The sequence below is a fragment of the Corynebacterium sp. HMSC08D02 genome (assembly GCF_001807505.1).
Lineage (GTDB): Bacteria > Actinomycetota > Actinomycetes > Mycobacteriales > Mycobacteriaceae > Corynebacterium > Corynebacterium pseudogenitalium.
On the sequence record NZ_KV789235.1, the window covers coordinates 117,154 to 137,738 of the forward strand.

The window sequence follows — 20,585 nt, forward strand, 5'->3', positions numbered from 1 at the left end:
GGTGGCCCAAAAGTTGTATAGCGTCGAATTTGCGTACAATCAGTGGCATGAGTAATCGAATTGAAGAAGATCTGCTTGGCACACTCGAAGTGCCCTCCGACGTCTACTACGGCATCCACACCCTGCGTGCCGTCCACAACTTCCCGATCTCCGGCCAGACCATCAATGACCTGCCAGAGTTCATTCGTGGCATGGTGGAAGTAAAGAAAGCCACCGCACTGGCCAACAACCGCCTCCACGTTCTGCCAAAGAAGAAGGCGGACGCCATCGTCAAGGCCTGCGACGAGATCCTCGACAACGGTCGCTGCATGGACCAGTTCCCAATCGACCAGTTCCAAGGTGGCGCTGGCACGTCCCTGAACATGAACACCAACGAGGTTGTCGCAAACCTCGCTCTTGAGATCCTCGGTGAAGAAAAGGGTAGCTACGACATCATCAACCCGAATGATGACGTCAACATGTCCCAGTCCACCAACGACGCATACCCGACCGGCCTTCGCCTCGGTGTGTACTACGCCGTCCAGGGCCTGCTGACCGAGCTTGAGGAGCTCACCAAGGCGCTCAACGCTAAGGGTGAAGAGTTCGACGACATCATCAAGATGGGGCGCACCCAGCTCCAGGACGCAGTCCCGATGACGCTCGGCCAGGAATTCACTGGCTTCGGCGCACTGCTTGAGGAGGAACTGGACGTCATCAAGTCCGCAGCACAAGCACTGCTGACCGTCAACCTCGGTGCAACCGCAATTGGTACCGAGCTCAACACTCCAGACGGCTACCGTCAGAAGATCGTTGAGGCTCTCGCGGAAGTCACCAAGCTGGATATCAAGGGCGCACCGAACCTGATTGAGGCAACGTCCGATACCGGCGACTACGTATGGATGCACTCCGCACTGAAGCGCGCCGCGATGAAGATCTCTAAGGTATGTAACGACCTGCGCCTGCTGTCCTCCGGCCCACGTGCTGGCCTGAACGAGATCAACCTGCCGGAAATGCAGGCTGGCTCTTCGATCATGCCTGCGAAGGTGAACCCTGTCATCCCTGAGGTTGTAAACCAGGTGTGCTTCAAGGTCTTCGGCAACGACGTTGCCGTCCTGACCGCATCTGAGGCTGGCCAGCTCCAGCTCAATGTCATGGAGCCGGTAGTTGCCGAGGCCCTGTTCAATTCCATCCGTCTCCTCACCAACGCAGTCCGTACGCTGCGTGAGAAGTGCATCGTTGGCATCACCGCTAACAAGGATGTGTGTGAGGCCTTTGTGAACAACTCCATCGGCATCATCACATACCTGAACCCAGTGATCGGCCACCACAATGGTGACGTCATCGGTAAGGAAGCTGCTGCTACGGGTAAGAGCGTTCGTGATCTTGTTCTCGAGCGTGGCCTGCTCACGGAGGAGGAGCTGAAGGTTGTGCTGGGCAAGGACAACTTGATGCACCCAGAGTACCGCGGCGTATTTTTCGACGAGGACTAATCAACCAAAAGTAGTAAATCTCACACTCCCCTGATTCGGTAGTTATCGCCTCTTAGTGCGATAATGGAAGCGAATACTAATTCGACCGAATCAGGGGAGTTCCTGTGTTACTTGTGATACAACTCATCATCCTGTTCGGCGCCATTGTTCTCGGCGCCCGGATGGGTTCCATTGCTATCGGTTTTGCCGGTGGCCTTGGCGTTTTGCTTCTCGGACTCACTGGTATGTCCGTAACCGCCGATGACATCCCCTTTGATGTCATCGGCATCATCATGTGTGTGATCGCTGCTATTTCTGCAATGCAGCTGGCGGGGGGCATGGACTATCTCGTGTACCTCGCTGAGAAGTTCCTACGCCGCAATCCAAAGCGCGTCACGGTGTACGCGCCAATCGTTACTTGGTTGATGACCGTGCTGGCTGGCACTGGCCACACCGCTTTTTCCACTCTTCCAGTTATCGTTGAGGTTGCTAAGGAGGGCGAAGTTCGCCCATCCCGCCCGCTTTCGGTCGCAGTCATCGCATCGCAGATGGCAATCGTGGCTTCCCCGATTTCGGCAGCAGTCGTCTTTATGGCCTCCGTGCTTGAGCCTCTGGGCGTCGGCTACCTGCAGTTGCTCGGCGTCATGATTCCTGCGACCTTCCTCGCGATTTTCCCAACCGCTTGGGTTTCGAACAAGCTTGGTAAAGACCTCGTTGACGACGAGGTGTACCAGCGTCGCCTCGCAGACGGTCTCGTAGCAAAGTCGAGCACCACCGAAGACAGCTACAAGCCGAAGGATGGCGCAAAGGCCTCCGTGTGGATCTTCCTTGTCGCAATTGTCATCGTTATGTTCTACGCGACGATCATCTCCGATCAGATCGGTCTCATCGAGAACCCAACCGTCCCTCGTAACGAGGCAATCATGGCGATCATGCTTTCTGCTGCCGCTGCGATCCTGCTTATTACGAAGTCCCGCGCAGCTGAGGTCTTGAACACCCAGGTGTTCCGCTCCGGTATGTCCGCGTCAGTTTGTGTGCTCGGTGTTGCTTGGCTGGGTACCACCTTCATCAACCATTACATTGAGGACATTCAGAACATCGCTGGCGACGTCTTGACGGCACAGCCGTGGCTGCTTGCTGTTGTCCTGTTCTTCGCAGCGTCGCTGCTGTACTCGCAGGCCGCTACCGCGAAGGCACTTATCCCAGCTGCTCTCGCTATTGGCGTCAGCCCGCTCACCGCTGTTGCAGCATTCCCAGCAGTGTCCGCACTGTTCGTGCTGCCGACGTACCCAACCCTGCTTGCAGCAGTGGAGATGGACGACACGGGCTCGACCCGAATCGGCAAGTACGTCTTCGACCACCCATTCATTCTGCCGGGTATCGTCTGCATCGCAGTCTCGGTAATTCTCGGCTACCTCATTGGGGCGGTGCTGATTTAAAGCTAGACTGGGGGCATGTCTACACAACATCACGACAGCCCCAAGTCCGAAGTTCTAACTGATGTGGAGATCGCTCAAGCGCATACGCTTGAACCGATCTCCACTATTGCGTTCAAGGCCGGTATTTCCGAAGATGCGCTGATTCCATATGGCAAGTACATGGCCAAGGTCGACCCCTCGCTTGTCAAGGACGATAAACAAGGCAAGATTATTCTTGTCACAGGTGTTTCCCCAACCCCAGCGGGGGAGGGGAAGTCGACTACCCTGATTGGCCTTACCGATGCGTTCACGAATCTTGGCAAAGACGCCATCGTTGCACTCCGTGAACCGTCGCTCGGCCCTGTGATGGGTTTGAAGGGCGGCGCGGCAGGTGGTGGCTACTCGCAGGTGGTTCCGATGGAGAACATTAACCTCCACTTCACTGGGGACTTCCACGCGATTACCAGTGCGAACAATACATTGGCCGCGATGATTGACAACCACATCCACCAAGGAAATGAGTTGAACATCGATCCACGCCGTATTACGTGGCAGCGCTGCCTCGATGTGAATGATCGTTCACTGCGAAACGTAGTAACTGGTCTGGGGGGACCAGCCCACGGAGTACCGACGGAGACTGGATTTACGATTACCGCGGCTTCGGAAATTATGGCAATCCTCGGTCTTGCGAACGACCTTGACGACCTCCACGAACGCCTGGCACAAATCACTGTCGGTTTTACCTACGATCGCAAGCCGGTGACTGCGGGTGAGCTTAATGCAGCCGGGGCTATGACAGCGCTGCTAAAAGACGCATTGAAGCCGAACCTTGTGCAGACCATGGGTGGCACTCCTGCATTTATCCATGGCGGTCCGTTTGCAAACATTGCCCATGGTTGCAACACCTTGATTGCCACGAAGACAGCGCAGAATTGTGCTGACTACGTCTTTACGGAAGCAGGATTCGGGGCTGATCTCGGCGCGGAAAAGTTCTTCGATATCAAGTCACATTACGGTGACCTCGACGTGGCTGGCGCGGTAGTGGTCGCCACTATCCGTTCTATCAAGTACAACGGTGGTGTTGACCGCTCCGATCTCAAGTCTGAAAACCTGGATGCGCTGGCGAAGGGCATTGTGAACCTTGAGCGGCACGCCGAAAACCTTCGTAAATTTGGTGTCCGCCCTGTCGTGGCGCTCAATCTGTTCACTTCTGACACGGATCGTGAGCGCGCTTGGATGGCAAAGTGGGCGAAGGATTTCGGTGTTGCACTGGAAGAGGCCGAGGTATGGGCGAAAGGCGGTAAAGGCGCCGAGAAGCTGGCAAAGACGGTCCTCGACAATCTGGTCGAAGGTGCTTCGTCGTCGCTGTACAACCCGGAGGAAGGTGTCGAGCAGTCAATCGAGACGATTGCCCGCGAGGTATACCGCGCGGCAGATGTTCAGTACTCGGATGCGGCGCGGAAAGACCTCGAGAACTTGCGTGCGAGTGGTGCAGATGCCCTACCGGTATGTATCTCAAAAACGCAGTACTCGTTTAGCGACGACCCCTCTCGCCTCGGAGCGCCTGAGGGGCACACACTGCATGTGCGTCAGCTCATTCCGCGTACGGGTGCCGGATTCGTACTAGCACTCACTGGTGCTGTAATGACGATGCCTGGCCTGCCGAAAAATCCAGCAGCCAACAACATTGATGTCGATTCGAGTGGCAACATCAAGGGGCTATTCTAGTTTTAGCCTGCAGTGGTCCGTCGCGGTGTTTACTCCACATCCGCCGCGGACCCCGGCCACCCAGGGTACTGCGGTGGCGTTCCGCCGAACTCCGGGCAGTACGCCTGAAACGCACACCAATCACAGAGCCTGGAACGTTTTGGTCGGAACTGTCCGGTTTCACCGTCACGGGTAATTTTGGCCCAAAGTTCACCGAGGTCGCGCTCGAAGTACTCGAGTTCTTCACTTGAAGGGGTAAGGAAGAGTGAGTCTGCCACCTTGAGATACATGAGCCGCAGTTGATCAGGTATTTCGTTGAAAAGCCGCCAGTACACCAGTGCGTAGAAGCGCATCTGGAACTTCGCGTCGTGTGAGAACCTTGGCTGTGGTTTCTTGCCGGTCTTGTAGTCAACGACCCTGATTTCACCAGTTGGCGCGACGTCAACGCGGTCGATGAAGCCTCGCACGGGCACACCGTTAGGCAGCACAGTATTGACGTACATTTCTTGCTTGTGTGAGTCAAAGCCAAGTGGGTTTTCCATCTGGAAATATCCGCGTAGGAGCGTGCGGGCGTCGATAAAAAGCAGTTGTTCGTCCTCGATGGGGTCTGCAACGCTGGGGTCCTGTTCGCACATCTTCTGCCATGCGGGGACGATGAGTTTGACCGCCGCAGGGTAGGTGCGTTGTTCGCGTTCCATCCCAAACAGTTCCTCGAGGACGGCATGCACGAGGGTGCCTTTGACCTGGGGCTCAGTTTTGGGTTCTTCGATTTTGTCGATCGCTCGCAGCCTGTAGAGCAGTGGGCACTGCTGGTAGTCGGACGCGCGCGAGGGGGACAGGGCTAACGGTTTCGCTTTCATATTCGTCCTATCCTAGTGGTTTCTCTCGAGCTAGACTCGCACGTATGACTACATCGATTGATTCGTTTTTTCGATTTCTTAGTGCGAGCCCGAGCGCGTTCCACGCAGCTAACCAAGTTCGCTCGTTGCTCGTAGGCAAAGGATTTCTTGACGACGCCAGCTCCACTGCATCTCCCACAACTCCGGGTGGCCATGTGGCCGTCGAAGGAGGGGCAGTCGTAGCGTGGTGGATACCCGAAGAGTTTGACTCCGAGACCAGCCGATTTCGGATTGTTGGGTCACATACGGATTCCCCGGGGCTTATGGTGAAGCCGAGGCCTGACGTTGAGGGAGAGGGGATACATCAGGTGGCAGTTGAGGTCTACGGCGGGCCGATTTTGCAGAGTTGGTTCGACCGTGACCTTGCCTTTGCGGGGCGTGTGGTGGACGCGAGTGGGAAGACCCACTTGGTAAATTCTGGTCCGATTGCTCGGGTCCCGAACCTCGCAATTCACTTGTACCGAGCGGATACGCCTCCGGTTGAGCGCCAACAACACACGCAGCCGGTGCTCGGCGTGGATCGTCCGCTCTTGGAAGTCATCGGTGAGCAAATTGGGTTGGGTGGCGAGTCAATTGCTGCGCACGAGCTGATTACGGTAGATACGCAGCCTGGTGCAGTGATTGGTAACATGCTGATGGCTGGTCGGCTTGACAACCTTACCAGTGTGTGGGCGAGCCTAGAAGCGCTGATTGAAGCCCAACGTGAGGCAACACATTCCGATGTATTGGTTCTCGTCGCGTTCAACCACGAAGAGGTCGGTTCAAACTCACCGACGGGCGCAGCAGGCCCACTACTCGAGCGATTCCTACGACGAATCGCGTCCGGGCTGGGGGTCAATGACTTCCTGAGCCTCTGCGCTAGGTCTTCGATGATCTCAGCCGACGCTGCTCACGCGGTGCACCCGAACTATGCAACAAAGCACGATCCTTCGCATCGCCCTTTGCTGAACGCCGGGCCTGTCCTGAAGGTGAACGCAAATCAGCGCTACGCCTCCGACGCGGAAACTGAGGCAACGTGGCTTCGCGCTTGCGAGGCGGCGTGTGTGCCGAACCAGGTGTTCGTCGGAAACAACGACGTCCCTTGCGGTTCGACGATCGGACCTATCGCCGCGACGCGCCTTGGCATCCCTACCGTGGATGTTGGTGTTCCGTTGCTCTCGATGCACTCCGCCCGTGAAATGTGTGGGGTAGAGGATATGAAGTGGTTTGTACAGGCGCTCCACGCCTTTTACACGGATGCGCGAGTGTAAGGCATACTGAACAACATGTATTCAGGTCCATTTCGCGTTGGCGATAAAGTCCAACTCACGGACGCAAAGCGTCGCCACTTCACCATCCAACTCGTTGAAGGAGGGCAGTTTCACTCACATAAGGGGATTGTCAGCCACGACGACATCATCGGCGCGCACGAAGGCTCGGTGGTGAAGTCCACCTTGGGTGCGGACTATCTCTGTTTCAGGCACCTGCTTGTTGATCACGTGTTATCCATGCCACGTGGCGCCGCGGTCATTTATCCAAAGGATGCCGCTCAGATTCTTGTCGAGGGTGACATTTTTATGGGTGCGCGCGTGTTGGAGGCCGGCGCAGGTTCCGGTGCTCTCACGATGTCGCTCTTGCGTGCTGTCGGCCCCGATGGTCATGTGTTTTCCTACGAGATCCGCGATGATCATCTGAAGTTCGCGAAAGACAACGTAGAGGACTACTTCAACGGTCGCCCTGATTGGTGGACACCACGTCTGGGAGATTTCGGTGAGGTCACTCAAGAGGACCTTGGTGGACCAGTTGACCGCGTGATCTTGGACATGGTTGAGCCGTGGCACTTCATCGACACCGTCAAGAATGTGTTGATCCCCGGTGGCGTTTTCATGACCTACGTGGCAACCGTCCCGCAGCTGATGAACATTATGGAGGGCATCCGCGAGGCAAAGTGCTTTACGGAACCTCGCGCATGGGAAACCCTGCTGCGTGAATGGAAGGTCGAAGGTCTGGCAACTCGGCCAGAACACCGTATGAACGCGCACACTGCATTTCTCGTGTGGACGCGCCGACTCGCGGACGGAGTGACACCACCTCGTCCGCAACGGCGCGCGCGTCGCTAAGATTCCTTGTATGACTGAACGCTTGCCCGAAGTCCAGGTACTCACACGCGACAACCAGCAGCTCCGCGCGCGCAATGCACAGCTTGCGGACATGCTCAAAACCAGTCGGGACAAGCTGCAAGAGCTCTACGAACAGGTCGAGTCCCTCGGCGACCCAGCTTCGACGTACGGCCTGTTCCTTGCGTCCACTGGCAATGGAACAGACGCTGAAGTCTTTACAAGCGGTCGGCACATGCGTGTCAAGGTCGCGCCAACGATCGCGATCGACCGAGTGAAGCCGGGGTCGCTGGTGAGGCTTGGCGATGGCAGCGTGGTACTCGAGGTCTGCCAATATCCTGCTGTGGGCCAGCTAGCTACGCTCGTTGAAAAGCTGGACGCCGGTCGCGCTATTGTGCAAGACATCCAGGGAACGGAGCACGTCGTACGGCTTACAGACGAGCTACAACGTGAAAGCCGTGCCGGTGACACGTTGCTTACTGATGTGCGCGCACAGTTCGCGTTTGAGCGCATTGCAAAGACCGAGGTGAACCAGCTTTCACTCGAAGAAGTACCCGATGTGACGTATGAGGACATCGGCGGGCTCCAAGAACAGATTGAGCTCATCCACGATGCGGTTGAGCTGCCGTTCGCCCACCCTCACCTTTACCAGCAGTATGACTTGAAGCCCCCGAAGGGCCTGCTACTGTACGGCCCGCCCGGGTGCGGTAAGACGCTGATTGCGAAAGCGGTCGCGAATTCGTTGGCGCACCGGCTTGGTCATAGTGCGTCGGCGCACTTCATCAACGTGAAGGGCCCCGAGCTGCTGAATAAGTTCGTGGGAGAGACCGAGCGTAGAATCCGGCTGATTTTCGAGCGTGCGAGGGAGCTCGCCTCGGAAGGTCGCCCCGTGATCATTTTCTTCGATGAGATGGAGTCGATCTTCCGTACCCGCGGTTCGGGGGTGTCCTCCGATATGGAAACGACAGTTGTGCCGCAGCTGCTCACAGAGATTGACGGCGTAGAAGATATTTCGAACGTCATCGTCATCGGCGCGACGAATAGGGAAGAGCTCATTGACCCTGCGATTCTCCGACCTGGACGCCTCGATATCAAGGTGCGGATTTCACGCCCGACTAAAGCTGAGGCCCTCGATATCTTCGGCCGCTACTTACGCCCTGACGTCCCTCACGCAGTTCCTGTCGAGGAGCTTTCACAGATTGCCGTCGAGGAGTTGTTTGCGCCGCGGCCTTTCGTCCGTCTCCGGTTGATTGATGGTTCTGAGGAGACGTTGCACTACTCTGACTTTGTGTCTGGTGCGATGATCGCGAACATTGTCAGCCGCGCCAAAAAGCTTGCTATCAAGGATGCTATTTCCGGCGAGTCAGATACCGGCGTTACTGCGGAGCACCTGCGTGCGGCGGTTCGCGCGGAGCAGCAGGAAAATGAAGACCTGCCAAATACTGCCGACCCAGACACTTGGTCGCGCCTAGCCGGTCGACATGGCAAGCAAGTGGTCGCTGTGGAGGTCGTCGCTAGGTCAGCATCCTAGAAACTCAGCGAGGGAGCGCGTTGCGGCATCAAAGTCTTGGTCGCTCAGCGTTGAGAAACTGAGCAGTGCAAAACAGTCTTCACCAGCGCCAGTTGAATCACCGGTCGCGCAAACGCAGCCGACGCGTTTCAGCTGCTCCCTGAAGCGCTGCAGATCGCGTTGATGAGAAAACTCAACGATAATGTCAGCGCTACTCGTGTTGCTCATGGTGGCGTTGCTCGCACCACTGGCTTCGGCAATACGCTCGAGGAGTGGGGTTACCTGTCGACGCCGCTTCGCAAGCCTAGTGTGAAACGCTTTGGTGCTTTTCCGGACGGTGCCATCAGTCAGTAGGTGCGCGATCGCGTGTTGGGTAACTGTCGACACCGGCATTCCTAGCACTTCCCGGGTCTCTTGCACCGAGGAAAACGTATCCGGTGTGGTAACGATGTAGCCGGCGGAAAGTTGCTTGTGCAGCAGCGTTGTGAAAGTACCGAGCGTGAGCACATTGCCTGAGTTAGGTAGAGCACTCAGTGTCGGTTGGGGAGCCGTTCGATAGCGCAGTTCTGTGTTGAAATCATCCTCGATGAGCAACGTACCCGTTGCCGAGGCCCATTCGAGTAACTCAACGCGTCGGCGTACTGTCATGACACCGCCAAACGGCGGCACGTGTGCTGGCGTGATGAGCAGTGCGTCGATGTCGCACGGAAGCTGCGAGACTAAGACGCCTTCGTCGTCACATTGGCAGGGCACCGTCGCATGGCCTGCGAGAGCGATCACGGAACGAAGCCCGCTAGACTCCGAAGTTTCAACACCAACTCGGACGCTGTTGCCAATAGACATCAGCGTGAGCAGCAGTCCTTCGCGGGTCCCACCGGTGACGATGACCGCCTCCGGAGCAACGTGAAGCCCACGAGCTACTCGCAGGTGCTCGGCGATTGCAGTCCGTAGTTTCGGCTCGCCTTGTGGGTCGGCCTGTTTCGGCACGCAATATGAGGCTTCGCGCCATGCACGGTGCCAGGCTGCCGGACGGATCATGCCGTCGATACCTGATGTTGGGACCAGCGAAAGTACTGCAGGTGTTGACGCCTCGTTGGATGCTCTTTGCCTCTGTTGTATCGACTGCTTCGGTACTCGGAGCTCAGGATGAATCCTTGTTGGTGCTCCCTGCGTGGTATCCAGATAGCCTTCGCTGATGAGCTGATCGAATGCGCTGACCACGGTCCCACGCGATACGCCGAGTTGGGTAGCAAGCTCGCGGGTAGATGCGATGGTGTCTCCGGGTCGCAGTGTGCCTTCGGCAACCGCGGTTCGGATTTGCGCTGCGATTTGGGCAGGAAGTGAAAGTGATGCGTTACGCGAGACTGGAAAGAACATACTCACCAACTGGTACAAAATATTGCTGTAAAACTGGACCTCGTAATCGTCCAGATCGTACCGCATGATGGAACCCATGACTGATTTTTCGAAACATGCAGAGTTGACCAACAGCTTGCGCGGCGGCGTCATTATGGACGTCGTGACCGCAGAGCAGGCGAAGATTGCGGAGAATGCCGGCGCCGTTGCCGTCATGGCACTTGAGCGAGTCCCGGCAGACATCCGTGCCCAGGGAGGGGTGGCGCGTATGTCCGACCCCGACCTCATCGAAGAGATCCTCGACGCGGTGGAAATTCCAGTCATGGCAAAGGCGCGCATCGGACACACGGTCGAGGCCGCGATCTTGGAGCATCTCAAAATCGATTACATCGATGAGTCCGAGGTGCTCAGCCCAGCTGACTATGTCAACCACATCGATAAGAACGCATTCGACACCCCCTTCGTGTGCGGTGCGACAAACTTGGGTGAAGCACTTCGCCGCATCAATGAAGGCGCGTCCATGATTCGTTCCAAAGGCGAGGCTGGTACTGGTGATGTCTCCGAGGCCACGAAACATATCCGCACTATCAAAGCCCAAATCGCACAGCTGCAGGCTACGGTAGCGTCTAACCCAGATGAGCTCTACGTCGCGGCGAAAGAGCTGCAAGCCCCATATGATCTGGTGAAGTACGTTGCTGAACACGGCGAGCTTCCCGTTGCCCTGTTCACCGCTGGTGGCGTTGCAACACCAGCTGACGCAGCTCTGATGATGCAGCTTGGCGCTGACGGCGTCTTCGTTGGCTCGGGTATCTTTAAGTCCGAGCATCCAGAGAAGCGCGCGGAAGCTGTCGTTCGTGCAACCCGCAACTGGCAAGACATCGCCGAAGTCACAGCAGCTTCACGCGGCCTTGGCGAGGCAATGGTTGGCATTAACGTAAGCGATCTGCCTGCGCCGCATCGCTTGGCTGAGCGCGGCTGGTAAATGCCAGCACGGGAGGTAGCGTCGCGGTACAGTCGTGAGCCATGGGACGTTTCATGGGAACAGAAACTGAGTATGGCATCACGACTCCGAGCGACCCGACGCTCAGCCCGCTCATAACCTCGACGCATGCTGTCGTGGCATACGCTGCGATGCATACGAGTGCTCGAAGCCGATGGGACTACGCGGAGGAACACCCGCTGAAGGATGCTCGCGGATACGACCTCCAACGCTATCGGACGGTTCCTGTTGTCGACCCAAACGCGATTGGCGTGGCTAATGTGGTGACTACTAACGGTGCTCGGTATTACGTCGACCACGGCCATCCTGAATACTCCTCCCCGGAAGTTGATAACGCCTGGGACGCCATGCTGTACGACGCCGCTGGTGATCTCTACCTGCGGCAGTCCATGGACGACATCCGCGATCTCTGGGACGAAGGTATTTCGGTGCTTGACGGCGCTGCACCATGCCCACCCATTAAGTTCTACAAGAACAACGTCGATGGCAAGGGCCAGTCGTACGGTAGTCACGAAAACTACCAGTACTCACGCCACACTGACTTCGCAGCGGTGGTAGAGGGGCTCATTCCGTTCTTCGTCACTCGGCAGGTCATCGTTGGCGCCGGACGAGTCGGCATCGGGCGCGAAAGTGAACATGCCGGTTTCCAGATTTCACAGCGCGCAGACTACTTCGAGCAGGAAATCTCACTCGAAACGACACTGAACCGAGGCATCATCAACACGCGCGACGAACCACACGCTGACGCTACACAGTTTCGACGCCTCCACGTCATCATCGGTGACGCCAACATGAGCCAGTACTCCAACTTCTTGAAGATGGGCATGACCAAACTCGTGCTCGACGCAATCGAAGCTGGAGTGGACTTCTCGGACCTCACCATCCAGGACCCGGTTGCTGAGCTGCAACGCATCTCCCACGACCCAACGTGCACACACAAACTACTTCTTGCCAACGGTAGGCGTTGCACAGCAATCGAGGTGCTCCGGGAAATCCGAGATCGGGTGCAGGGGCTGCCAAACGAAGGGGACGTCGATAAGCGAGTGCTCGCTCTTTGGGCTGAAGTGCTCGATGATCTCGCAGTCGACCCACTGCGCACCGCGGATCGCCTTGATTGGACGGCCAAGTGGGCGCTTGTGCGCTCGTTCATGGACCGAGGAGTAGCCGCGGACGACCCAAAGTTGAAAATGATCGACATCCAGTACGCTGACATAGATCCTGCGAAATCGCTGTATCACGCACTCGTCCGAAAAGGATCGATACGGACGCTAGTAGGCGATGAGGAGATTGCTCACGCAGCAAAGAACCCGCCGAGAAACTCCCGCGCATACTTCCGTGGCAAGGTAACCGAAAAGTTTGGGGAAGAGATCGCGGCATCGAGTTGGCAGTCCATCGTTTTCAGGATTGAGGATCGAATGGTCCGCGTGCCGCTCGACGATGTCAATGGCTGGACGTATGAGCAAACTGCCCAAATCATCAACCGCGCTACAACGGCATCGGAGCTGCTAAACGCGCTAGGGTATAAGCATGTCTAAGCAGCAACAAATGTTCGGTGGAGGAGACACCCCGGAACCGCAGAATGAAGAAGGCAACAGCGCCCAAGCCCAGGTCGAGGTGACAGGCACTGACGATTTACTCGATGAGATTGATGCCTTGCTTGACACGAACGCTGAGGAGTTTGTGCGCTCATTCGTTCAAAAAGGTGGCCAATGAGTTCCGAACACCCTGCGCTGTATGCGCGCCGAATCATGGGGGTAGAGACGGAGTTTGGGCTCGCCGCCTACGCACATGGGCAATCCATCCTTGGCCCGGAAGAGCTTTCGCGCTACCTGTTCCGGCCGGTAGTTTCGCGCTATCGGTCGTCGAATATCTTCACCCAGAACGGCTCTCGGCTCTACCTCGACGTAGGTGCGCACCCTGAAATCGCGACGCCAGAATGCGACTCGCTGATGCAGCTCTTGCAGTACGACAAGGCTGGCGAGATGCTCTACCACCAGCTTGCGCTGCATGCAGAGGAAGCCCTTGCGCAGGAGGGGACTCCGGCCCAGGTGTACCTGTTTAAGAACAACGTCGACTCACAGGGCAACTCTTACGGTGCACACGAGAATTATCTGGTGAGTCGCGAAATCGTCCTGAAGTCATTTAGCAAGCAGCTCCTGCCTTTTTTGATTACGAGACAGCTAATATGTGGCGCAGGAATGATCAATAAGGGCAAGTTTGTGCTGTCCCAGCGCGCCGACCAGGTGTGGGAAGGGGTTTCATCTGCCACCACGCGCACGCGTCCCATCATTAACACTCGAGATGAGCCACACGGAGATTCTCATCGATTCCGCCGAATGCACGTCATCGTCGGTGACTCCAACATGTCGGAAACTACGTTCGCACTCAAGGTAGGCGCGACGCAGCTGGTCATTGAGATGCTTGAGGCTGGCTTCCCGATGCCGAACGTGGAGCTCGAAGATCCGATCAAGCATATTCGAGCGATTGCGCTCGACCCGACTGGCCAAACGCTCCTTACTTGTAAAGACGGCTCAATTGTTACAGCACTCGCGGTGCAGCAACAGATTCTTGACGCCGCCACAAAATGGCTGACACAACGGCCAGACGAGGGAACCTCAAACGAGGAACTCAGTCGGGTAGTGGAGCTATGGCAAAGAGTGCTGACTGCAATCGAGACGCAGGATTTCTCTGCGGTTGACACAGAGATCGACTGGGTGATCAAACACAAGCTCTTAGAGCAAGTTCGTGAAAAACTAGACACGGACTGGTCACATCCGAAATTGGCACAGATTGATTTGACCTATCACGACATCAACCCGGAGCGTGGTCTGTTCTACCTGCTGCAACGCAAAGGCCTCGCGGCGCGTTGGACTACCGACGCGGACATTCGAATGGCTGCTGAGCAGCCTCCTGCCACGACTCGCGCCGCGCTGCGGGGCAGGTTCCTCTCAGCTGCTCGGGACTACAACGCGGAGCACAACGTCGATTGGGTGCACCTGAAAGTAAACCGTCCAGAGCCTCGAACGCTCAAGCTTCTCGATCCCTTCGAAACCGAGAACGCTGACGTCGACGCCTTGATCCAATACATCGTGGACAACCATCAGCAGGAGCATCATGACACGTAGTGATGTAATGACTTCCCGGCAGCTGAACTTGGCGTTCGCGTTACTGGGGTCACCGCGTCCGAGGACACAGCAGTGGATTGCCAAGCACGTCGACGGATACGCTGATCGAACTCCAGAGGCCCTGGAAAAACTGATTAAGCGCGACGTCGACGACCTTCGCCGTGTTGGCGTGCCCGCAGAAACTCGAGCAGGCGAGGCATGGATCGAACACGATAAGTACGAACTCGAGCCGCTCAACCTCACTGTTGAGGAGGCAACGGCGCTTGGCCTCGTAGTTGATCTCAGCCAGGCGGGACGCCTAGGCGCGTTTGCGCGATCCGGTTGGACAAAGATCGCGGCATCTGGCGTTACCAGGATGTTTGATAGCCCAACCATTGCGTTCGTCGACAACGACATCATCAACCTCGACCCTGATGTACTCAAGGCGGCCTTGGCTTGCGCACGCACCAAGACCCGCATGACGTTCGATTTTCAGCCAGCTCCAGGTACGTCGCTCCAGCGCCGAACGCTCGACCCGTGGAGCGTCGTACCTCTCAATAACAAGACTTACCTTGTTGGTTGGGACTGCGATCGCGGCCAAGAGCGCGTCTTCAGACTGATGAAGGTGAGCAACATCAGGAAGTCGAAGAATCAGACATCGTTTCACGACGCCACCAAGGACCCGCGTGACGTACTTCAGAACGTACTTCGTGGCCCGCTTGCCGATGCCGTGGTGGAAATTTCAGCTGGTGTAGGCGAGGAGCTATCGCTGCAAGGAGAGCGCTCAGAAGGCTCTGCAGCGGGTCTGGACCGGATAGCTGTCAGTGGGGTCGAACGCGACTGGCTCGTGCGCACTCTCGCGAGCCTTGCTCCGCATGTGCGCTCAATTACGCCGCCCGATATCCACGAAGAGGTATCTGCGCTCTTGCGCAAACAGCTTCGAGGACAGGAACGAGTTGAAGCATGAAGCAAAACACTGCAGTCGAACGCCAGGTGCGTCTGGCACGGCTTTTAAACCTGTTGTCATACCTGTCGCAGCACCCAGATCGTTCACCAATGGAAATAGCGCGGGACATCGGAACTGACGCGGAACAGGTGAAAAGCGACTTGGCGATGCTCCATTTGTCGGGAGTTGGCAATGGCCCCGGGGAGATGATTGATCTCAAACATTCGTGGACCGAGGTGACCGTCATTGACGACCAAGGTTTGAGTCGGCCCTTGCGTCTCACACCAACCGAGGCAAACACATTGTTACTACTGCTCGACTCATTCGAGACCATGCCAGGCCTGCTCGACCAAGCGGCGCTGAGTTCTGCAGCAGAGAAGTTGCGAGCTGTAGTTGGCAGTACCTCCGTGCTTGACGCGGATGGGGAGCAAAGCGATCAAGAATCCATCCTGGGGATACTTCAAAGTGGTTTGCAGCAAGGCGTTCAAGTGCAGGTGACATACTTTTCGCCTTCCTCCGATACGCTTCGTGAGCGCCAGTTGACCGGTATTCGGTTCTTTCACCAAGGTGGTCACACCTATTTCACGGCGCTGGATAGAGGAGAGGAGAAGAGCTTCCGAACTGACCGAATTCGTGAAGCTCGGTTGACCGAAGTTCCAGCCGACCGTTCTGCGGTGGGCAAGACGTTTGACGGCTCCGACCCGTTTGGCTTCGACTCCGAAAACATCGCTAACCTACTCGTATCTTCCGATGCGACATGGCTTGCGGACTACTGGGAAATCGAAATCGGTGATGCCTATGATGACGGACGGATTGAGGCAACCATGGTCTACGGGTCCGCGGACTGGCTTATCCGTTTCTGCCTTAGCCAAGGAGACCGCATCGAACTCATCGGTCCGCCAGAGCTGGCTGATGAGGCACGCCGTCGTGCGTTTTCCGGCTTAGAGGCATTAGAATAGCGGAGGACTCTACCCAAGCAGTGTGAAAGGAATCCAATGCCGAATTTAGGTTGGATGGAAATCCTCATTATTTTGGCCATCGTGCTGTTATTGTTCGGGGCAAACAAGCTTCCCGACTTGGCACGTTCGATGGGTCGCTCCGCCCGTATCTTCAAGTCTGAAGTCAAGGAGCTGCGCAACGACGACGAGACGCAAGCTGCTCCGCAGCAGCCTGCGCAGAGCCAGGAACCTAAAGAAATCGCTCCTCCATCGAATCCACAGCAGCAAACAGGCCCTAACGCTCAGCAAAGCTTTTGGGACGCGCCTGAGAACCAGCACCGCCAGTAGCGTTTGTTGTTAAGGAATTCTTGGAGGTCGTAGTTCAGTGGGGCAACAGCAAGTTCCGCCTGCACAAAAGGCAGGTCGTCGATTTCGTCGGAAGCCAAAGAATGCTACCGGCGAGATGACGCTCGTTGAACACCTGAAAGAGCTACGACGCCGCGTCATCGTCTCGCTCGTCGCAGTGTGCGTCGGCACCGTTGTGGGATTCATTTGGTATCAGTCTGCGCCTTTTCACTGGTACCCACTCGGCGAAATCATTCGAGGTCCGTACTGCAACCTCCCGACTGAGCTTCGAGCAGACTTCACAGGTGATGGCAATTGTCGTCTCTTAGCGACGGGCCCCTTCGAAATGTTCATGCTGCGGCTGAAGGTAGGCGCGCTCGCTGGGCTCGTCATGGCATCACCAGTGTGGCTGACCCAAATTTGGCGATTCATCACGCCGGGGCTCCACAAGAATGAAAAACAGTACACATTCACGTTTGTGACGCTTGCGGTACTGCTCTTCGTGGCCGGGGCGATGCTTGCGTACTTTGTTTTGGACAAAGGACTGTACTTCCTGATGACGATGGGCAGCGAGGTGCAGATTGGCGCACTGTCTGGTGGAAGCTACTATAACTTTTTGCTCGGGCTCATCGTCGTCTTTGGTGTGAGCTTCGAAGTCCCCCTCATCATCGTGATGCTCAACGTCGCGGGCATCATTCGTTATGAACAGGTAAAGGATAAGCGCCGGATCATCATCGTTGGGATCTTTATCTTTGCGGCGTTTATGACACCCGGCCAGGACCCGTTCTCGATGGTCGCGCTGGCGCTCTCCATCACACTCCTCGTCGAGTGCGCATTCCAGTTCTGCAGGATCAATGACAAGCGCCACGCCAGGAACAGACCGGACTGGCTCGACCTCGACGACGACGAGTCCTCAGGACCTATCGACGCAGCTTCGCCCATCGAAAAGGCAGCACCGATTGGTAACGTAGCGGCCGTAGAGAAGCCAAAGCCCGTGCACACGTTTACCGAGGATCCCTTCAACGACGTACTGTAGGGGCATGTCCGCTTCCTCTGACTCGTTTCTCGCACAGTTTCAAGCCTCGAAGGATTTTCCGCTCGACCCATTCCAAATTGAAGCTTGCCAGGCACTCGAAGACGATCGGGGCGTGCTCGTCTGCGCCCCAACGGGATCCGGGAAAACCGTAGTCGGTGAGTTCGCCGTTGCGCTGGCGCTCTCGCGAGGCACAAAGTGCTTTTACACCACACCAATTAAGGCGCTGAGCAATCAGAAGTACCACGACTTCGTCGCGGCATACGGCGAAGAATCCGTTGGACTGCTGACAGGCGACGTGAGCATCAACGGTTCGGCGGACATCGTCGTGATGACGACAGAGGTGCTCCGAAACATGGTGTACGCGGAAGCACCTCGCCTGGACCGACTAACCCACGTGGTAATGGATGAAATCCACTTCCTCGCAGATCCGGAACGTGGACCTGTTTGGGAGGAGATCATTCTCAACTTGGACGACTCCGTCCAGATCGTTGGGCTTTCGGCGACTGTGTCGAACTCGGAAGAGTTCGGTGAATGGCTCAACACTGTTCGTGGCGATACGACCGTGATTGTTTCCGAAGACCGTCCGGTTCCGTTGAGTCAGTACATGATGGTTGGCAAGAAGGTCCTTCCATTGTTCGAGCCTGCCAACCCATCCTCCGAGCCCGAACTTAACAGGGCTTTGGCACATCAGATCGCTCGTATCGAGTCTCGAACGATGGAAGAAGGCGCGGATGACTTTCATGAAGGTCGCGGGTTCCGTGCCCGCTCGAGTGGACGTCGCCATGGGAGGACACGCCAACAAGACCGCTACCGTCCGGTTGGGCGGCCGGAAGTTGTCGAGGTGCTCGATGGGCTAGAGATGCTTCCGGCAATTGTGTTCATCTTCTCTCGAGCGGGATGCGATGGCGCTCTCTACCAATGCCTCCGTTCGCGGAAGGAACTCACGACAGAAGAGGAACGTGCACGTGCCGCCGAGATCATCGACGCGGGTGTTGAAGGCATCCCGGAAGAGGATCTCAAAGTACTGAACTACCGGCAGCTTCGCAGCGCGTGGCTGAGGGGGTTCGCATCGCACCACGCAGGGCTATTACCCGCGTTCAAGCACATCGTCGAGCAGTTATTTGTGGAAGGGCTCGTCCGGGTGGTCTTTGCGACCGAAACGCTGGCCCTGGGCATCAACATGCCGGCCCGAACCACCGTGCTGGAGAAGTTAGTCAAGTTCAACGGCGAGGGCCACGTAGACCTCACGCCAGGGCAGTACACCCAGCTCACGGGGCGCGCCGGTCGGCGAGGGATCGATGTGCTCGGCAACGCTGTTGTGCAGTGGGCGCCAGCGATGGACCCGCAGTATGTAGCTGGATTGGCGTCGACAAGAACGTATCCACTCATTTCACCGTTTGCTCCCGGCTACAACATGGCTATCAACATGCTTGCCATGAATGGTTTCGACGACTCCATTCGACTTATCGAGCAGTCATTTGCTCAGTTCCAAACCGACCGATCCGTGGTTGGCGAGGTGAGGGACCTAGAGCGGTTGGAAGGCAAAGTTGCTCGACTTCGCGCCCAATTATCCCGCGATATCTCTTCGTACGCGCCACCATCAGATCACGCGATTGAGGACCTGTTGGAGTACTTGGACATCCGACATGCTCTCAGCGTGGAGGAGAAGAAAGCACGGAGAGACGCGCTCGACAACCGGCACACCGAGGTCGCCCGCGTGCTGGCCCGACTGGAAGTCGGCGAGATCATCGCGCTTCCTGGTAAACGTCAACCGGAGCTCGCGGTGGTGGTTCAGCCCGCCGGCAGACACGACGATCCGCGCCCCTGGGTCACCACCGAGCGTGGCTGGTCGAGCCGCATCAACGCTGATTTTTTCAAGAACACTCCACTCGTCGTAGGGCGAATGAAAGTTCCACGGCATACGCGGGACCAACCACGCAAATTTGCGAAAAAGATCGCAAGCCAGCTCCGCCACGCTCCGGTGCATGCACCAAAGCGACTGCGTGAGAAGGCCCGGTATCGAACTCCAAAATCCGTCACCAAACTTCGCGAGCAACTTCATGCGCACCCCGTCCACTCATGGCCGGCCACGGACCGCGAAATGCTGGCCCGAGTAGGCGAGAAGCTTGCCCGTGAGCAGCGCGCACTTGACCGGCTGAGCAGGCAAGTAGACAACGCCACCGACACACTTGGCAGAACATTCGAGCGCCTGATCGGGCTACTGCAAGAACTCGACTACGTGGAGCTCGTGGAAGGCGAATTCCAAGTAACTGATGAGGGCGAGCGTTTAGCAAAGCTGCACAATGTTTCGGACCTCCTCGTTGCGCAGTGCCTAAAACGCGGGATCTGGGACGAGTTGGACCCCGCAGAGCTCGCCGGTGTCGTCTCGATAGTCGTGTTTGAGAACCGCCGTACCACGGGAGGCTCCCCGGAGGCCGCTACAGAGCCAATGGCCCACGCAATGAATGAAACGATGCGTGTGTACGGCGAACTCGTTTCCGATGAACAGCGCCACAATCTTCCACTCACCAGAATGCCAGACCCACATTTCTCACTCGCGTTGCACCAATGGACCGCCGGCGCACCGCTTGGGTACGCGCTTGCAGCCGCGGCAGAATCTGGCGCGGAACTGACCGCGGGCGACTTTGTCCGATGGTGCCGGCAGGTGATCGACCTGCTAGAACAGGTGAAGAAGGTCGGCTACAGCGATGAGATTCGCAACAATGCGAACCGCGCGATAGAAACTATTCGACGCGGTGTAGTGGCAATCGGGAGCTAGTGT

17 protein-coding genes are annotated in these 20,585 nt (G+C 56.9%); 15 read left to right on the forward strand and 2 right to left on the reverse strand.

From position 1 onward, the window contains the following. Nucleotides 1-47 precede the first annotated feature (47 nt). The 3 genes from aspA to HMPREF3170_RS00885 all read left to right on the forward strand — a co-directional run bounded on the left by aspA (nt 48) and on the right by HMPREF3170_RS00885 (nt 4,594). Nucleotides 48-1,469, forward strand: coding sequence for an aspartate ammonia-lyase (aspA, locus tag HMPREF3170_RS00875; protein ID WP_070477119.1), 1,422 nt, complete (start codon nt 48-50; stop codon nt 1,467-1,469). Between the two features lie 104 nt (nt 1,470-1,573). Then, nucleotides 1,574-2,887, forward strand: a complete 1,314-nt coding sequence (locus HMPREF3170_RS00880; protein WP_070362460.1) for an anaerobic C4-dicarboxylate transporter — start codon at nt 1,574-1,576, stop codon at nt 2,885-2,887. A 15-nt stretch (nt 2,888-2,902) separates the two neighbouring features. Beyond that, a complete protein-coding gene (locus HMPREF3170_RS00885; RefSeq protein WP_070477121.1) occupies nt 2,903-4,594 on the forward strand; it encodes a formate--tetrahydrofolate ligase in 1,692 nt (563 codons plus the stop codon). A gap of 29 nt (nt 4,595-4,623) precedes the next feature. On the opposite strand, the gene HMPREF3170_RS00890 is transcribed toward HMPREF3170_RS00885, so the two are convergent. After that, nucleotides 4,624-5,433, reverse strand: coding sequence for a RecB family exonuclease (locus HMPREF3170_RS00890; protein ID WP_070362462.1), 810 nt, complete (start codon nt 5,431-5,433; stop codon nt 4,624-4,626). A gap of 44 nt (nt 5,434-5,477) precedes the next feature. On the opposite strand from HMPREF3170_RS00890, the gene HMPREF3170_RS00895 reads away from it, so the two are divergent. Genes HMPREF3170_RS00895 through arc form a run of 3 tightly spaced genes read left to right on the forward strand, consistent with a single transcriptional unit; the run spans nt 5,478 to nt 9,099 of the window. Next, nucleotides 5,478-6,722 (forward strand): M18 family aminopeptidase, encoded by a 1,245-nt coding sequence (locus HMPREF3170_RS00895; protein ID WP_070477123.1) that lies wholly within the window; start codon nt 5,478-5,480, stop codon nt 6,720-6,722. Between the two features lie 15 nt (nt 6,723-6,737). Then, a complete protein-coding gene (locus HMPREF3170_RS00900; RefSeq protein WP_070477125.1) occupies nt 6,738-7,571 on the forward strand; it encodes a tRNA (adenine-N1)-methyltransferase in 834 nt (277 codons plus the stop codon). A gap of 10 nt (nt 7,572-7,581) precedes the next feature. Next, nucleotides 7,582-9,099, forward strand: coding sequence for a proteasome ATPase (gene arc, locus HMPREF3170_RS00905; protein ID WP_070477127.1), 1,518 nt, complete (start codon nt 7,582-7,584; stop codon nt 9,097-9,099). On the opposite strand, the gene HMPREF3170_RS00910 is transcribed toward arc, so the two are convergent. Further along, the gene (locus HMPREF3170_RS00910) at nt 9,088-10,521 is read right to left on the reverse strand and encodes a MocR-like pyridoxine biosynthesis transcription factor PdxR (protein WP_246814878.1); all 1,434 of its coding nucleotides are present in this window, start codon (nt 10,519-10,521) and stop codon (nt 9,088-9,090) included. The genes arc and HMPREF3170_RS00910 overlap by 12 nt on opposite strands. A 10-nt stretch (nt 10,522-10,531) precedes the next feature. On the opposite strand from HMPREF3170_RS00910, the gene pdxS reads away from it, so the two are divergent. The 9 genes from pdxS (at nt 10,532) to HMPREF3170_RS00955 (ending at nt 20,582) form a co-directional block, all read left to right on the forward strand. After that, complete coding sequence (gene pdxS / locus HMPREF3170_RS00915) at nt 10,532-11,416, forward strand: pyridoxal 5'-phosphate synthase lyase subunit PdxS (protein ID WP_369822092.1); 885 nt, start codon at nt 10,532-10,534, stop codon at nt 11,414-11,416. Between the two features lie 41 nt (nt 11,417-11,457). Continuing rightward, nucleotides 11,458-12,969: a depupylase/deamidase Dop gene (gene dop / locus HMPREF3170_RS00920; protein ID WP_070477129.1), complete on the forward strand. Its 1,512-nt coding sequence runs from the start codon at nt 11,458-11,460 to the stop codon at nt 12,967-12,969. Further along, entirely contained in the window at nt 12,962-13,147 is a 186-nt protein-coding gene (locus tag HMPREF3170_RS00925) for a ubiquitin-like protein Pup (protein ID WP_070362468.1), read from the forward strand. The genes dop and HMPREF3170_RS00925 overlap by 8 nt, the downstream gene beginning before the upstream one ends. After that, on the forward strand, nt 13,144-14,559 hold the full coding sequence (gene pafA / locus HMPREF3170_RS00930; RefSeq protein ID WP_070477130.1) for a Pup--protein ligase: 1,416 nt from the start codon (nt 13,144-13,146) through the stop codon (nt 14,557-14,559). The genes HMPREF3170_RS00925 and pafA overlap by 4 nt, the downstream gene beginning before the upstream one ends. After that, a complete protein-coding gene (locus HMPREF3170_RS00935) occupies nt 14,549-15,505 on the forward strand; it encodes a helix-turn-helix transcriptional regulator (protein WP_070477132.1) in 957 nt (318 codons plus the stop codon). The genes pafA and HMPREF3170_RS00935 overlap by 11 nt, the downstream gene beginning before the upstream one ends. Then, nucleotides 15,502-16,443 (forward strand): helix-turn-helix transcriptional regulator, encoded by a 942-nt coding sequence (locus HMPREF3170_RS00940; RefSeq protein ID WP_070362471.1) that lies wholly within the window; start codon nt 15,502-15,504, stop codon nt 16,441-16,443. Before HMPREF3170_RS00935 ends, HMPREF3170_RS00940 begins: the two co-directional genes overlap by 4 nt. A 36-nt stretch (nt 16,444-16,479) precedes the next feature. Beyond that, nucleotides 16,480-16,770, forward strand: coding sequence for a Sec-independent protein translocase subunit TatA (tatA, locus tag HMPREF3170_RS00945; protein WP_070477134.1), 291 nt, complete (start codon nt 16,480-16,482; stop codon nt 16,768-16,770). A gap of 115 nt (nt 16,771-16,885) precedes the next feature. Continuing rightward, nucleotides 16,886-17,803 carry a twin-arginine translocase subunit TatC gene (tatC, locus tag HMPREF3170_RS00950; RefSeq protein WP_070362473.1) on the forward strand — a complete coding sequence of 306 codons (918 nt, stop codon included), beginning with the start codon at nt 16,886-16,888 and terminating at the stop codon, nt 17,801-17,803. 4 nt (nt 17,804-17,807) lie between these two features. After that, entirely contained in the window at nt 17,808-20,582 is a 2,775-nt protein-coding gene (locus tag HMPREF3170_RS00955) for a DEAD/DEAH box helicase (protein WP_070477135.1), read from the forward strand. The last annotated feature ends 3 nt before the right edge of the window (nt 20,583-20,585 follow it).